The organism is Paenibacillus lignilyticus, assembly GCF_017942085.1.
GTDB lineage: Bacteria > Bacillota > Bacilli > Paenibacillales > Paenibacillaceae > Paenibacillus_Z > Paenibacillus_Z lignilyticus.
In genome coordinates this window covers 12,756-28,404 of the sequence record NZ_JAGKSP010000017.1, presented here as the reverse complement: position 1 = coordinate 28,404, position 15,649 = coordinate 12,756, and the positions used below count along the sequence as shown (strand labels likewise).

Sequence of the window (15,649 nt, the reverse complement as noted above, 5' to 3'; positions counted from 1 at the left end):
GCTATGTGGGAGTACGAGCTTCACGGTCGACGCCAATCCGCCGCGCGGCTGTTATTGGGTCGGGTGTTATGGGAGCCGGCATCGCCGCTCATCTTGCCAATGCAGGCATCAGCGTGCTGCTGCTCGACGTACCGCCTGCCGCGTTGACCGAGCAGGAAAGCCGTGCCGGCTTGACGCTGGAGGATAAGCGTGTCCGCAACAGGCTTGCAGCGGCAAGCATTGCCAAGCTGGCGGGGCAGCAGCCGCCTGCTCTGTATGATTTGGCTTTTGCCCAGCGGATTACGGCAGGCAATCTGGAGGATGATCTCGCCAAGCTGGCAGGCGTTGAGTGGATTGTTGAAGCCGTGGTGGAACGGCTCGATGTGAAACGCAGTGTGTTTGCGGCCGTGGAAACGGTGCTGAAGCCGGGGACGCTCATTACGACGAATACCTCCGGCCTATCGGTTGCGGCGATGTCGGAGGGGCGGAGCGAGGCGTTTCGGACCCATTTTGCAGCGGCGCATTTCTTTAATCCGCCTCGGCATATGAAGCTGGTTGAGCTTGTGGCGGGACCGGATACGGGTGCGGCTGTTATGAGTCGGCTGACCCGGATCTGCGAGCTTCAGCTCGGCAAAGGCGTCGTGATTGCGAAGGATACGCCGAATTTCATTGCCAATCGGATCGGAACGTACGGCATGCTGACCACGATTGCGGCTATGAAGCAATATGGACTAAGCGTCGATGAAGTGGATGCCCTGACGGGGCCGGCCATGGGAAGGCCGAAGACGGCGACGTTCCGCATGCTCGATTTGGTCGGACTCGATACGCTGCTTCATGTTGTGGATAACGTGCGGGAGCGCAGTGAGGATGCGATCGATCAAGAAGCGTTCACAAGACCCCCGGAGCTTGAAGCGCTTGTTGCGCGCGGGTGGATTGGGGAGAAGGCGGGAGCCGGATTTTATCGCAAAATCAAGCGGCCCGGCGGCGGCAGCGATATTGAGACTTTGCAGCTGGATACGATGACTTACGCCCCGAAGAAAAACGTGAATTCGCCGATTATCGAAGCGTCCAAGTCGGCAAAAGGGGCAGCAGGCAAGGTGAAAGCGCTGCTCTTCACCGATACGAACGACCGCTACGCGCAATTTGCTTGGCAGTCGATCAAGACGGTGCTCCTCTATGCCGCTCGTCAGATCGGCATTGTGGCGGACACGGTCCATGATGTGGATCGCGCGCTCGTCTGGGGCTTTAATTGGGAGCTCGGGCCGTTTGAGCTGTGGGATGCCATTGGCCTTGAGCGGTCAGTTCAGCGGATGCGTGCCGAGGGAGAAGACATTCCGACGTGGCTCTCCGAGTGGCTGGCCTCGGGTAACACGAGCTTCTACAAGGAAGAGGGACAGCGCAGGTTCTATGTGAACCGCGAAGAGTATCGGCTGGTGCAGGATGAGCCGGATGTCATATCGCTGGCCGGCCTCAAACGGTCCGGCAAAGTGATTCTGGGCAATTCCGGCGCATCGCTGCTCGATCTGGGCGATGAAGTCGCGTGCTTGGCCTTCCACTCTCCGAACAATGCGATTGGCGGAGATATTCTAACCGCGATTCGTCAAAGCGCGGATGAGGTCAGCCGCAATTGGCGCGGACTTGTCGTCGCGAATGAGGGGCGTCACTTCTGCGTCGGCGCTAACCTTATGATGCTGCTGATGGAAGCGCAAAATGGCGACTTCGACGAGGTGGACGATATCATCCGCTTGTTCCAGGACAGCATGCTGCTGCTTAAACGGCTGGATCGTCCGGTCGTCGCTGCGCCTCATCGGATGACGCTCGGCGGCGGCGTGGAAGCTTGCCTGCCTGCCGATGAAATTATCTACTCCGCGGAGACGTACTTCGGTCTCGTGGAGACCGGTGTTGGGCTCATTCCTGCCGGAGGCGGCTGCAAGGAAGCGGCGGCTTTGGCGGCTTCGCGCGCCGGAGCTGGAGGCGATCTGCAGCCGCATGTGAATGCGCTGTTCGAGACCATCGCGATGGCGAAGACTTCGGGCAGCGGCTATGACGTGCAGCGCATCGGCCTGATGCGGCCGCAGGATCGCGTCATTATCCGCGGCGAGAGCCGCGTGGCGGAGGCGAAGCGGCGCGTGCTTGAACTTGATCAAGCGGGCTACGCGCCGCAGCCTGCGGGAGTCCGCATCCGCGTAGCGGGGCGCGAAGGCCGTGCCGTGCTGCAGCTGGCCGTCGACGCGATGCGCCTCGGCGGGCAAGTGAGCGAGCATGACGTGCGCATCGGCCGCAAGCTCGCGCATGTGCTTGCCGGAGGCGATGCCGCTCCGGGAGCGGAAGTGAGCGAGCAATATTTGCTCGATTTGGAACGCGAAGCGTTCCTCAGCCTGTGCGGCGAGCCGCTGACGCAGGCGAGGATGCGGCATATGCTTGCGACGGGTAAGCCGCTGCGGAATTAGCGGGAAATCGGAAGTTAAGCTCAAGGAGGTGACCGCCAATGTTGAAAGCAAACCATCCGCTCGACGCTGTCATTGTGTCGGCGGTACGGACGGCTGTAGGCAAAGCGAAGAAAGGCAGTCTGGCGGATACGAGAGCCGAGGATCTGGGCCGAGCGGTGCTGCGAGCAGCGGTGGATCGTGTCCCCGGACTGACGTACGGCGATGTGCAGGACGTGATTATCGGGTGCGCCATGCCCGAAGGCGAGCAAGGGCTGAACTTCGCCCGCATCATGACGCTGTATGCGGGCTATCCGGTCACGACGCCGGCTGTTACCGTGAATCGCTTCTGTGCCTCCGGCTTGCAGGCGATTGCTTACGCGGCCGAGCGAATCCGGCTTGGCGAGGCCGAGGTCGTGCTCGCCGGCGGGGTGGAAAGCATGAGCCATGTCCCGATGACCGGCTTCAAGCTTTCGCCGCATCCCGGCATTGCCGACGCGATGCCGGAGGTGTACATGGGCATGGGCCATACCGCCGAGGAGGTGGCCCGGCGCTATGGGATTAGCCGCGAGGCGCAGGACGCTTTCGCTGCGGAGAGCCACCGCAAGGCGGCGCAGGCGCAAGCGGAAGGCCGGTTCCACGACGAGATCGTCCCCCTTCAAGTGCAGCGGGAAGGGGTAGACGATAACGGCCGGCCGTGGGCGCGCAGCTTGCTCTTTGACCGCGACGAAGGGGTCCGGGCAGATACGACCCCGGAGGTGCTGGCGAAGCTGAAGCCTTCCTTCGCGCGCGAAGGGACGGTCACGGCGGGCAATACCTCGCAGATGAGCGACGGCGCCGCGGCTGTAATCGTGATGAGCCGCGCGCGTGCGGAGAAACTGGGGATCACGAAGCCGCTTGCGGTCTTCCGCGCCTATAGCGTAGCGGGCGTTGCTCCCGAGGTTATGGGAATCGGTCCGATTGAAGCGATTCCGAAAGCGCTGGACCGCGCCGGCATTACGAAAGAACAGGTGGATGTGTTCGAGCTGAACGAAGCTTTCGCCGCGCAGTGCTTGCCTATTATTGAGCAGCTCGGCCTGGATCCGAAACGCGTCAATGTGAATGGCGGCGCCATCGCGCTGGGTCACCCGCTTGGCTGCACGGGAACGAAGCTGACCGTCTCGCTCATCCATGAACTGCGGCGCCGCGGCGGCGGAATCGGCGTCGTCTCGATGTGTATCGGCGGCGGCATGGGCGCAGCAGGGGTGCTCGAAGTATCGCCATGATAGAAAGGAGTGAACGTCAGATGGCGCAAAACAATCGATGGGGCGGCCGATTTGTCGTGGAGGATATGTCGCCGAGCGCAATCGTGACCCCGGAGGATTTTACCGAGGAGCAGCGGATGATTGCCGATGCGGCGCGCGCTTTTCTGGTGGGCGAAGTTCGCCCCCGCGATGCCGAAATCGAGGCGCTCGACTATAAGCTGACGGTGGAGTTGATGCAGAAGGCCGGCGAGCTCGGCTTGCTTGGCGCTGACGTGCCGGAAGCTTATGGCGGGCTGGGGCTCGATAAAGTAAGCTCGACGCTGCTCGCGGAGACGCTGGCGGAAGCCTCGTCCTTCGCGCTCTCCGTCGGGGCGCATGTCGGGATCGGCACATTGCCGATTGTTTTCTTCGGTTCGCAGGCGCAGAAGGAGAAGTATCTGCCCGACCTTGCGGTGGGCAAGAAGATCGCCGCTTACTGCCTGACGGAGCCCGCTTCCGGCTCCGATGCGCTCGGTGCGCGCACGACGGCGAGGCTGACGCCGGACGGGAAGCACTATATTTTGAATGGCTCGAAATTGTATATTACGAACTCCGGCTTCGCGGATTTGTTCATCGTGTACGCGAAGGTGAACGGGGACCACTTCACTGCCTTCATCGTGGAGCGCGGCTTGCCGGGCTTCAGCATTGGACCGGAGGAGCACAAGATGGGCATTAAAGGCTCCTCGACCTGCCCGATCTTCTTCGACGATACGCCGGTTCCGGTTGGAAATGTGCTGGGCGAAGTGGGGAAAGGCCATCTTATCGCCTTTAATATCCTGAACATCGGGCGCTTCAAGCTGGCGGCGGCATGCGTCGGAGGTGCGAAGGAAACGATCGGGCTTGCCGTCAAATATGCCAACACGCGCAAACAATTCGGCCGGGCAATCGCGTCGTTTCCGCTGATCGGCGCGAAGCTCGCGGATATGAACATCGCTACGTATGTGCTGGAGAGCATGGTTTACCGAACGGCAGGCTGGATCGACGAAATGCTCAAGGAGAGCGAAGTTGAAGGTTCGGCGAGTGAAGGGGCGGACGCCGGGATGATCGCGGCAAAAGCCATTTCCGAGTATGCGCTGGAATGCTCCATTAATAAGGTGTTTGCGACGGAAGTGCTCGATTATGTCGCGGACGAAGGCGTCCAAATCCACGGGGGCTACGGCTATATCAAGGATTACAAGGTGGAGCGCATCTACCGGGATTCTCGGATAAACCGCATCTTCGAGGGCACGAACGAGATCAACCGCATGCTCATTCCGGGCACCTTGATGAAGAAAGCGCTCAAGGGCGAGCTGCCTCTCCTGCGCAAAGCACGCGCCTTGCAGGCGGAGCTGCTGCAGCCCATGCCGCTTCCTCTGTTCGACGAGCCGCTCAGCAAGGAAACGTTCCGCATCCAGCAGGGCAAGAAAATCTTCCTCGCCGTCGGCGGCATGGCGGTACAGAAGTATGGGCTTGCGCTTGAGCAGCAGCAGGAAGTGCTCTGCCTCTTGGCCGACATGATGATTCAAGTGTTCGCAATGGAAAGCGCCAATCTGCGTACGCGCAAAATGCTGCTGCGCGGCGATTCAGCATCAGCTGCAGCCACGCAAAATGCAATCGACATGACAGTCGTCTTCGTTCAAGAGGCGATGGAACGGATCGAGCGCTACGCCAAAACGACGCTCGCCGCGCTGGAAGAAGGGGATGCGCTCCAAACCCAGCTGGCCGTCATGAAGAAACTGACACGCTCCCCGCTTGTCGATACGATCTCGCTTAAACGCGGCATTGCCGCGCGCGTCATCCGCAGCCAGCAATACACGTTGTAGGGGGAGGCGTTTGGAGATGGAAGAACCGCGAGAGAGGCCCTGGCTTCGCTGTTACCCCGGTGAAATTGCGCCTGATGTGGAAATTCCGAATATAAGCATAAGCGATATGCTGCTTCAAACAACCGCCAAGTACCCTAACCATGAAGCGCTGCATTTCTACGGCAAGAAAACAACCTACCGCGAGCTGCTATCCGCTTCCCAGCGGATGGCCGCGGGGCTGCAGGCAGCCGGCATCGGCAGAGGCGACCGCGTCGCGATCATGCTGCCGAACTGCCCGCAGACGATGATCGCATACTTCGGTGTGATGCTCGCCGGCGCTGTTGTCGTCATGACGAACCCGCTCTATGTGGAGCGGGAGCTGGAGCATCAGCTCAAGGATAGCGGCGCGGCAGCGATTGTAACCTTGGATTTGTTGTACCCCCGTTTAGAACGGGTGCGAGGCAAGACGCCTGAGGATGGCCCCGTGCCCCAGCTGCGTACCGTAATCGTTACCTCTATCCAAGACGCGCTCCCTTTTCCCAAAAACCTGCTCTTCCCGATTAAACAAAGACGCTCCGGAAATAATCCGCAAGTTGCGTATGGCAAGCACGGAGTAATGCGTTATACCTCATTTATGTCAAAAGCGCCTAAGCTGCCGTCCGAGGTGGCTGTCGATCCTGCCGCCGATGTCGCACTGATTCAATACACCGGGGGTACCACGGGCATTGCGAAGGGCGTCATGCTTACGAACCGAAATTTAATCGCGAACGCCAGGCAGTCTGTGGCGTGGTTTTACCGCATGGAAGAAGGGAAAGAGCGATTTCTTGCCGCTTTGCCGCTCTTCCATGTTTTTGGATTGACGGTCATTATGAATTTGTCCGTGATGATTGGCGGTACGATCATATTGCTTCCTCGCTTCGAGGTCGGCGTGGTGCTGGAGACGATCAAGAAGCTGAAACCGACGCTATTTCCGGGCGCGCCGACGATGTACATCGCGTTGTTGAACCATCCCGACGTAAAAAAATACGATCTATCTTCTGTTCGGGTATGCGTCAGCGGGTCGTCGCCATTGCCGCTTGAAGTGCAGACGCAGTTCGAGGCGTTAACCGGAGGTAAAATTATCGAAGGCTACGGCCTGACGGAAGCGTCGCCGGTGACGCATGTCAATCCGATCTGGACCAAGCGCAAAATCGGCACTGTCGGCCTGCCATTGCCTAACACCGATGCCAAAATCGTCGATATGACGACGGGCGAAGAGCTTCCGCAGGGAGAAGTAGGCGAGCTGCTCGTGCGCGGACCGCAGGTGATGCTCGGCTATTGGGGGAGGCCGGAGGCTACCGCAGCGACCTTTAAGGACGGCTGGCTGCGCACCGGAGACTTGGCGCAAATGGACAGCGACGGCTTCTTCGCCATTGTGGATCGGATCAAAGATATCATTATCGCAGGCGGCTTCAATATCTACCCCCGCGAGGTAGAAGAGGTGCTCTACGAGCATCCAGGCGTGCGTGATGCTGCCGTTATTGGCGTGAAGGACCCTTATCGGGGAGAAACGGTGAAGGCGTTTATCGTGCTGCGCAAAGATGTGAGCCTGTCATCCATGCAGCTTGATCGGTGGTGCAGAGATCGGTTAGCTGTATTTAAGGTGCCGCATCTGTATGAATTTCGCACCGAGCTTCCCATGACGATGATTGGGAAGGTGCTGCGGCGCAAGCTGCAGGAGGAGGAAGCGAATGAGCGAGAAGGAAACGGGATCGGACCAAGCGCGCCCCCATAATGCAAGAGCTGCGCTTGATGCGTTGGCCGAGGCGGCCAAACCGACATTCTGGGGACATCTTGGCTGCGAGCTGGATCATGCGGAACCGGGGAAGGCGGTCGTGTCGCTGAATGTGCGTCCGGAGCATCTGAATCTAGCCCGCATCGTTCATGGCGGCGTGCTGGCCTCGTTGCTGGACAATGCAATGGGGCTTGTCGTGATCTTGGAGTGTCCGGGCGAGAAGACGGTGACGACGCAGCTGAATGTCCACTATTTGCAGAGCACGGGTATCGGGACTATACGCTGTGAAGCGCTGCTTATTCATAAATCGCGTCGAACGCTCACAATGCAGGGGCGTATTGTCGATAATAGTGGAGAGCTGCTTGCATGGGGGAGCGGAACGTTTCGCAGAGTAACTTAATTGTAACATGTTACATTTTCGCAGAGGGTTGTTCGTGACATTGAAAGCGTTATCCCTTTCCCCTATAATTAGCATATCTGGAAAACAAATTGGGGGAAAGGGGAGATTGACGTGGTTAGTCCATGGATGACGAACGTGGTTATCTTGTTTGGCATCATTGTCGCAATCGTAGGTGTAGTGGCCTATTTGCGCGTCTATAAGAATAGTGCCTGGTCAGCCGCATCACCATCAAACTCTCACCGAACCGATCAACCGAACGAAGAGCTCATTCAGTCCGCCGAAGAGTCTGCTGCGACCAGACACGAAACCTTGGAAGACGACAAAATCTGAATGAATTGTAAAATTAAATCTGTTCGCTTTTATATCTAAGTTTAAAATGTTATAATTGATTGATAAATGAAACAATTTCGATTGTTTCAAAAAAGGCATTTGATTTCATTGTCGTTCCCTAAACTCCTAACCCACCTTCATACAAGCCGATCGTTCGACATCAATGAGGAGTACCAGCCGCGGTTCAAGTTCCGCCGTGCGCGTTCTCGTGCAGTAATTGTTAGGACCACTAAGCCGATGCTAGGAGGGGATTTCATGGCGAAACGCAGCCATAATGAAGTCAAAGAAAGCCTCAAGGAACTAACAAGAATTTTTCAGCCCAAGGATTCACGAAAGTTTGTCCGAGACTATATCCGCAAATATCGTATTATGGGCGGGTATGAGGAGGAACTGACCATGCTCGTTGAGCATGAGATGGGACGACTTCGATCATCCGTAAGCTAATTAAGTTGAACCATTAACCTTGCCCGGCACGATAGGGACAAGGTTTTTTTGTTTTTATTTCGCGTGTTCCGTGTGTTCTGCTTCCTGGACCTCAGCTAACGCTTATGGAGGGATGCCGTATGATTCAGTTCAAGACCGATGAACAGCTGCTCCTGATTCGCAAAGCGGGCCGGATCGTTTCGGGCTGCCATGCCGAGATTGCGAAGCGGCTTCGGCCCGGTGTCACCACGCTTGAAATCGACCGGTTCGTCGAGGCCTATATGCGCCAAAATGGGGCGCGCCCCGCTCAGAAGGGCTACAAAGGCTACCCGTACGCGACCTGCGCTTCTGCGGGCGAGGTTGTTTGTCATGGTTTTCCGAAGGATGTGCCGCTTCGCGAAGGGGAGATCGTGACCATTGATATGGTCGCGGAGCTTGATGGCTGGATGGCCGATTCGGCTTGGACCTACGCGGTTGGCCATGTGAGTCCTGAGCTGGAGCGGCTGATGAATGCGACGAAGCATGCGCTCTATCAAGGGATAGCACAGGCGACTGCGGGCAAACGAATAGGCGATATCGGGAATGCGGTGCAGCGTGTGGCGGAGTCGGAGGGGTATTCCATCGTCGATGCGTTCATCGGACATGGAATCGGACGCAGCATGCATGAGGAACCGCAGGTTCATCACAAGGGGAAGGCCGGAACCGGCAAGAAGCTTGCTGCAGGCATGGTCATCACCATCGAGCCGATTTTTGTGACGGGGAAGCCGTACATCAATATTGATCAGGACGGCTGGACGGCACGGACTTTGGACGGATCGATCGGTGCGCAATACGAGCATACGGTGGCGATCACGGATGGGGAAGCTTTTATCCTGACGAGCTAGCGGAGAGTTCGAGGCGGTGCATAGGGAGTCCATCGAGCCGGCGGGCTCCCCGGTTTCGGTTGGTGCCGCACCTCGCGGTTACTTGGGCGAGAGTCGGTATTGGCGCGGTGTTACGCCGGTTTTCTTCTTGAACAGCTCGTTAAAAAACTTCATATCCTGGTAGCCGACTTGGACGGCGATTTCGCTAATCCTGGCATCTGTGCGCAGCAGCAGCTTGCAGCTGAGATCGATTCGCGCACTCTGTACATAGTCCAGAAACGTCATGCCTGTTGCTTTCTTGAAACCGCGTTGAAAATGCCGCTCGCTGATTCCGAGCTGCGCCGCCATATCGGCGACATGCAGCTCCGCCGTGCAGTTGGCGTCAATCTGCTCCACGATTTGCTGCATGGACGCGGATGCGGAGGGGGTTGGTTGTTGCTGCTGCATCGTCTGTGGCTGGGATTTCTCCAGCCATCTGCGGTAGACCATGATGAGCAGCTCAATGGTTGTGGCGCACAGATTAGCGGTAAACCCGGGTTTGCGAGACGTAAATTCGTCGTGCAGTTTATGAAAGAGCTGCTGCCCTTCCTCGTTGCGATCCCGAACATGAAGCCATTGTCCCGCTTTATTGAGCTCGCTTAGCAAATCGGAAATTTGCGGGTCTGCGTAGACGGCTTGCAATAGCTTGTCCAGCTGCCCCGTCGTGAAGATGCAGTTGTACATGATGAGCGAGCGGCCTTTTGCCGTGGAGCTGGGACGAAAGACATGCGAGATGCCCACCGGAATGAAGAACAAGTCGCCGCGGGATACGGGCATTTGGTCGTCGCCGATATAGTGGAAGCCGGTCCCTTCAGTCACCATGCAGATTTCGATAAAATCATGCGCGTGCATGACGAGGTCGAACGATTCGTGGACCCGGTTGACGAAGATCGGCAGCTGCTGCGATTCGTGATCGGTTTGGAATAGGGAGGCGTACGGCAGCAGCCGTTCTCCTTTGGAGAAATTTTGAATGGAGTTATCCGTCATTGGCCGCGTGTCCCCTCCTTTTGCTTGAGTCATGTTGAGTAATATTATATAGGATCTGTCCATGGACGCACATGATTTTGGCTAAACCGGAAATAATAGCCGAAATAGATGGAGGTGTTTACCATGTGTCAGTCAATATCGATAACGGCTCAAGCATCTGAGCTGACGGAGCGGTTCGAGCTCGACAATGTACTGTTCTATATTTCTAACCGGTATGAAGTTAACCCGACGGATTCGGTTTCTGCGATTATTGAGACGAAGAATGGAAGGGTTTTGGATGAGTTCAGGTGGGGGATGGTACCTTACTGGGCACGGGATTCCGTGCGGATGGACAGCTCGGAGTTGTTTGATAAACCGATTTATGAGCGCATTGCGAATAAGCAGCGCTGCATTATCCCGTGCACGGGGTTCTATGTAACGCGCACCATTGGCAAGGAAGTGCATCGCATGAAGCTTACGATGCGAAGCGGGACGTTTGCCATTGCAGGACTCTACGATGTCTTTCGTCCGGCTTCCGGCGAAGAGATGCGCACCTGCACGATGCTGATGACCGAAGCCAACTCGCATGTGTCTCCTTATCAGTCGCTGATGCCGGCGATCCTGGAGCAGGAGGATATCAACGATTGGTTGAAGCGCGGGCTGCGGACGCCATACGAATTGCGTTCCATGCTTCGCCCGATGGATGCGCTGCGAATGGTTGCCATACCGCTGTCGCCGAGCATCGACGACATGGTCGATTTCGAGTCGCCGCGCACGGAGTGGGGTAGAGGAATGGGTTGACGTTTATGGAAGGCCGCCAAGGTTGTGTTGGCGGCCTTTTTTGTTGTGGGGAGAAACTTAGGTGCCGAAGTAGAAAATAGATGTTTCTTAATTAAATTCGCTTAAATAATAGCGTTATTTAGTAAACGTCTATTTATTTATTATCTGTCCCAAGTCGCCACTTCTGCCCAATCCCGCCCCGAATAGACACCTTTGCGCACCAGCCAATCCCGCCTCCGAACAGACACATTTGCAGGCCATAAGCGGCATATCCGCTTACAGTCTGTCCAACCGCCAAAAATGCACCGTGTAAGCGGCTATTCCGCTTACACAGCGAACCAACCAACTAATCCCGCCTCCTTGTGTGGAAGTAAGAGTTCGAAAACCGAACTCTCACCACCGAAACATCGCCGAAAATGATGCTGAGAGTCCCGAAATCGAACTCTCAGTGTTCAAGCTAACCAATGGTGCCCCCATGTGTGGAAGAGAGTGCACACAACCCGCCAACTCACTCCCGCGCCGTGCGCTCTGCGATTAAATCTGAAGGCAGCTTGCCGATGATGCGTTTGAAAATGCGATTGAAATATGAAGGATCGCTGTAGCCGAGATGCTCGGAGATATCCTGTGCGGTTAATTGGGAGTGGCGCAGCATGTAATGGGCCGTCTTCATCCGTCTGCGGTGCACGTACTCGCTGATGGTGAGGCCGGTTACTTTGCGAAATAACGAGGCGGCGTAGTTCGGGCTGACGTTGATGCAGGTGCCGAGCTCGAGCTTTGTGATTTTGCCGCGGTAATTGTCTTCGACGTAGCGCTTCATTCGCTCAATGTGCTGGATGGAGGACGGCGCCTTCTCGCCCTCGTCATACTCCCGGCTGATCGTCACGATCAGCTCGGTCAGCAGCGCCGAACACATGACGGAGAAGTAACGGTCGCGGGCGCTCCATTGCTCCACGATATAGAGCAGCTTCTCCAGCAGCAGCTCCGGCATATGCGTCATCCAGCGCAGCGGTGTCCTTCTCGCCAGAATAGGCAGCAGCTGCATGGCCGAAATATCAGCCGGGCTGAAGCGCACCGTTACGCTCTCGCGGATGCTCCCGGCGCCATGCAGCTCCGCAGCGGGAACGCCGGCGGGAATGAGCAGCAGCTCGTTTTTGCGGCAGCTGATCGTTTGACCGGAGTAGGCGTAGCTCGTTTGGCCGAAACGAACCCAGACCAATGTATAGCTGTCCATGCCGAGGACGCGGCGCTCCCCCTGCAGAATGCCGCGTTCTTGCCGGATATCGAAGATATGAAACATGGGGCAACGCTCACTTTCAGACAATGATCGTACTATTTTACAACCACTGTACTATAGTCCTATGCAATCGTGCAATTGTTCTTTTAGAATGAAAGTAACGGAACGAAATTAGACTTGGGAGTGATCGACATGAAAAAGACGGCGATTGTATGCACGATGGGACCTGCTTGTATGTCGGCTGACATGTTGGAAGAAATGCTGAAAGCGGGCATGAATATAGCAAGATTGAATTTGGCGCATGGCGAGCTGGATGACCACCGCGGACGGATTTTATCGGTTCGGGCAGCAGCGAGCAAGTTGAACGTACCTGTTTCCATTATGCTTGATATTAAAGGACCGGAAATTCGGACAGGGGTCCTTCAAGAATCGTCTTATATGCTTAGAAGCGGTGAGTTCCTGACCTTGACGACAGAGCAGATCGTCGGTACGGCTACGCGGATTTCGGTTTCGTATGACTTGGCGAAAGATGTTAAAGTCGGCTCGCGCATTATGATTGACGACGGCTTGATCGAGCTGCAAGCGGTTCGTATTGAGGGCAGCGAAGTGGTGTGCGTGATTTTGAACGGCGGCATCATCAAGTCTCGTAAAGGCGTTAACTTGCCGGGCATTCAAACAAGCCTGCCGGGCGTAACGGAGAAAGACAAGCTGCACATCGCCTTCGGTATCGAAACGGGCGTTGATATGATCGCGATGTCGTTCGTCCGCCGCGCGGAGGATGTCCTTGAAGTGAAGCGTCTGCTTGCAGAGAAGGGCGCAAGCCATATCCAAATTATTTCGAAAATCGAAAACCAAGAAGGTCTGGATGAGCTTGCCGCAATCGTGGAAGCGTCCGAAGGCATCATGGTTGCTCGCGGCGACCTTGGCGTAGAGATTCCGATTGAAGAAGTGCCGATGGCACAGAAACGCATGATTGCAGCATGTAACCGCGCAGGCAAATTCGTTATTACCGCTACGCAAATGCTGGATTCGATGCAAAGCAACCCGCGTCCGACGCGCGCAGAAGCATGCGACGTAGCCAACGCCGTATGGGACGGCACGGATGCCGTGATGCTCTCCGGCGAGACGGCTTCAGGGAGCTATCCATTAGAGGCGGTCCGTACGATGGCGGCAATCGCGATCAAGGCTGAGCAAGCGGCAAGCGATTTTGCAAAGAAAGATTTGATTGAAGCTTAGCAGATCGTTTAAAGTGGGTAGATACGGATTAACGGCTATCGCTATGTTCGAACCATTCACGCGTAGCGCGGTGCGTTTTGCGATTTACTAACGTTAGGCGGGAATAATAAGATGCACGTATTAACGGTTGATCATATTTCAAAGACCTACGGTGAAAAAATATTGTTTCAAGACGTGTCGTTCGGCGTGGAAACGGGCGACAAAATCGGAATTATCGGCGTCAACGGCACCGGTAAATCGACGTTTCTTCAAGTTGTTGCAGGAATAGAGCCCCCTGATTCGGGCTCTATTCTTGTTGCCGGGGGCGTAACGGTGCGAATGCTCTCGCAGGATCCGCAGTTTGACCCCGAGCAGACCGTGCTGGAGCATGTGCTCGGCGGCGATTCGCCGCAAATGGTTGCGGTGCGCGCCTATGAAGAAGCGCTGCAAGCACTGGAGCTGCTGCCGGGCGACGCAGGGCTGCAAGAGCGACTGGTGCGCGCCAATCAGCGGATGGCGGAGCTGGATGCCTGGGGCATCGAGAGCGAAGCGAAGATCGCGCTCTCGAAGCTCGGCATCGCAAGCTATGGCGCCAAGCTGGGGACGCTCTCCGGCGGCCAGCGCAAGCGTGTCGCGATGGCTGCGGCATTGATTCAGCCGGCCGATGTGCTGCTGCTCGATGAGCCTACCAACCATATCGACAACGAGTCCGTCGCATGGCTGGAGGGTATGCTGCAGAAACGCAAAGGCGCGCTGCTGATGATTACGCATGATCGGTACTTTCTGGACCGCGTCAGCAACCGGACGCTGGAGCTCGACAAAGGGAAAGCCTATTTCTATACGGCGAATTACAGCAAGTTTATTGAATTGAAGCTGGACCGCGAGGAACGCGAGGCGTCGTCGGAAGCGAAGCGCAAGAACTTGCTTCGCAATGAGCTTGCTTGGATGCGAAAAGGCGCTAAGGCTCGGACGACCAAGCAGCAGGCGCGTATTCAGCGGTTTGAAGCGCTGAATGCTGCAGCTCCGGAGAAGGCGAACGGGAAGCTTGAGGTTTCCGTAGCTTCCACGAGGCTTGGTAAGAAGATAATCGAGCTTGAAGGGCTGACCAAAGCTTTCGAGGGACGGACAGTCATCCGCGATTTCAGCTATATTGCGGTACCGGAGGATCGCGTAGGCATCGTCGGCCGTAACGGTTTAGGCAAGTCGACGCTGCTGAAGCTGATCTCCGGCAAGCTGGAGCCGGATGCAGGCGAGGTTCGGCTTGGCCCGACGGTGAAGCTCGGCGTCTTCTCGCAGGAGCGCGAAGAGATGGACGAGTCGCTGCGCGTCATCGATTATATCCGCGAGAGCGCGGAGCGCATCACGACCGGCGACGGAACGAACATAACCGCGGGACAAATGCTGGAGCGGTTCTTGTTCCCGCCGGCGCAGCAATGGACGCCAATCGCGAAGCTCTCCGGCGGAGAGAAGCGCAGATTGCAGCTGCTGCGCGTGCTGATGGAAGCGCCGAACGTGCTGCTGCTCGATGAGCCGACGAATGATTTGGACATTACGACGCTAACGGTGCTGGAGGATTACCTGGACGACTTCCCCGGTGTCGTGTTCACCGTATCCCATGACCGTTATTTCCTGGATCGGACATCCGAGCGCATCTTCGCCTTCGAGGGCGATGGCATGATCGAGCAGCATGTGGGCAACTTCTCGGATTACCAGCAGTATGCGGCTCAGTACGGCAGTCGTTCCGGAACGAACGCAGGCACAGGCGGTGCAACAGCTGCGGAGCGCAAGACGGAAGCTGCCTCGGTTCCGCCGGCTGCGACCGGCAACGACCCTGCTCTTCCGACTAAGATGACCTACAAAGAGCAGAAGGAATTTGAATCCATCGATTCGGATATCGAGAAGGCCGAAGCTGCGCTTGCGGCCGTTCAAACGAAGATGGAAGTATCGAGCAGCGACTCGGCTACCCTGCAAGATCTGCTGAAGGAACAGCAGGAGCTAGAAACGAAGCTTGAGCAGCTGATGGACCGCTGGGCTTACTTGAACGAGCTGGCCGAGCAAATTGCGGCGAATAAGAAGAAATAGATGAGATGCGAAAAAGACACCTTTTGCAGCGGGAAGCTCCCGGCTGCAAAAGGTGTCTTTTGTATAAATAAACC

13 protein-coding genes and 1 pseudogene are annotated in these 15,649 nt (G+C 56.6%); 11 read left to right on the top strand and 3 right to left on the bottom strand.

Features of this window, described 5'->3' with window-relative positions; all coding sequences use genetic code 11:
- Positions 1–5 precede the first annotated feature (5 nt).
- The 8 genes from I8J30_RS26850 to map all read left to right on the top strand — a co-directional run bounded on the left by I8J30_RS26850 (position 6) and on the right by map (position 9,280).
- Complete coding sequence (locus tag I8J30_RS26850; protein WP_338044959.1) at positions 6–2,429, top strand: 3-hydroxyacyl-CoA dehydrogenase/enoyl-CoA hydratase family protein; 2,424 nt, start codon at positions 6–8, stop codon at positions 2,427–2,429.
- 38 nt (positions 2,430–2,467) lie between these two features.
- Positions 2,468–3,670, top strand: a complete 1,203-nt coding sequence (locus I8J30_RS26845; protein ID WP_210663410.1) for an acetyl-CoA C-acyltransferase — start codon at positions 2,468–2,470, stop codon at positions 3,668–3,670.
- Between the two features lie 20 nt (positions 3,671–3,690).
- Entirely contained in the window at positions 3,691–5,490 is a 1,800-nt protein-coding gene (locus tag I8J30_RS26840) for an acyl-CoA dehydrogenase family protein (RefSeq protein WP_210663408.1), read from the top strand.
- A 16-nt stretch (positions 5,491–5,506) separates the two neighbouring features.
- On the top strand, positions 5,507–7,243 hold the full coding sequence (locus tag I8J30_RS26835) for a long-chain-fatty-acid--CoA ligase (protein ID WP_210663406.1): 1,737 nt from the start codon (positions 5,507–5,509) through the stop codon (positions 7,241–7,243).
- Positions 7,200–7,643, top strand: coding sequence for a PaaI family thioesterase (locus tag I8J30_RS26830; RefSeq protein ID WP_210663404.1), 444 nt, complete (start codon positions 7,200–7,202; stop codon positions 7,641–7,643). Before I8J30_RS26835 ends, I8J30_RS26830 begins: the two co-directional genes overlap by 44 nt.
- A 111-nt stretch (positions 7,644–7,754) precedes the next feature.
- Positions 7,755–7,973, top strand: coding sequence for a hypothetical protein (locus tag I8J30_RS26825; RefSeq protein ID WP_091224153.1), 219 nt, complete (start codon positions 7,755–7,757; stop codon positions 7,971–7,973).
- A 255-nt stretch (positions 7,974–8,228) separates the two neighbouring features.
- Positions 8,229–8,417, top strand: coding sequence for a hypothetical protein (locus I8J30_RS26820; protein WP_090978737.1), 189 nt, complete (start codon positions 8,229–8,231; stop codon positions 8,415–8,417).
- Between the two features lie 119 nt (positions 8,418–8,536).
- Entirely contained in the window at positions 8,537–9,280 is a 744-nt protein-coding gene (gene map / locus I8J30_RS26815) for a type I methionyl aminopeptidase (protein WP_210663402.1), read from the top strand.
- Between the two features lie 78 nt (positions 9,281–9,358).
- Here the strand turns inward: map and I8J30_RS26810 are convergent, their stop codons facing one another.
- Positions 9,359–10,285: an AraC family transcriptional regulator gene (locus tag I8J30_RS26810; protein ID WP_210663400.1), complete on the bottom strand. Its 927-nt coding sequence runs from the start codon at positions 10,283–10,285 to the stop codon at positions 9,359–9,361.
- Between the two features lie 123 nt (positions 10,286–10,408).
- Between I8J30_RS26810 and I8J30_RS26805 the strand changes: the two genes are divergently transcribed.
- Positions 10,409–11,065 (top strand): SOS response-associated peptidase, encoded by a 657-nt coding sequence (locus I8J30_RS26805; RefSeq protein WP_177246065.1) that lies wholly within the window; start codon positions 10,409–10,411, stop codon positions 11,063–11,065.
- A gap of 133 nt (positions 11,066–11,198) precedes the next feature.
- Here the strand turns inward: I8J30_RS26805 and I8J30_RS26800 are convergent, their stop codons facing one another.
- Complete coding sequence (locus I8J30_RS26800; RefSeq protein ID WP_210663398.1) at positions 11,199–11,390, bottom strand: hypothetical protein; 192 nt, start codon at positions 11,388–11,390, stop codon at positions 11,199–11,201.
- A 162-nt stretch (positions 11,391–11,552) separates the two neighbouring features.
- The gene (locus tag I8J30_RS26795; RefSeq protein WP_210663396.1) at positions 11,553–12,341 is read right to left on the bottom strand and encodes an AraC family transcriptional regulator; all 789 of its coding nucleotides are present in this window, start codon (positions 12,339–12,341) and stop codon (positions 11,553–11,555) included.
- A gap of 129 nt (positions 12,342–12,470) precedes the next feature.
- On the opposite strand from I8J30_RS26795, the pseudogene pyk reads away from it, so the two are divergent.
- Positions 12,471–13,475, top strand: a pseudogene (gene pyk, locus I8J30_RS26790) (pyruvate kinase); the annotation flags it as partial.
- 150 nt (positions 13,476–13,625) lie between these two features.
- Entirely contained in the window at positions 13,626–15,575 is a 1,950-nt protein-coding gene (locus I8J30_RS26785) for an ABC-F family ATP-binding cassette domain-containing protein (RefSeq protein ID WP_210663392.1), read from the top strand.
- Positions 15,576–15,649: the final 74 nt, after the last annotated feature.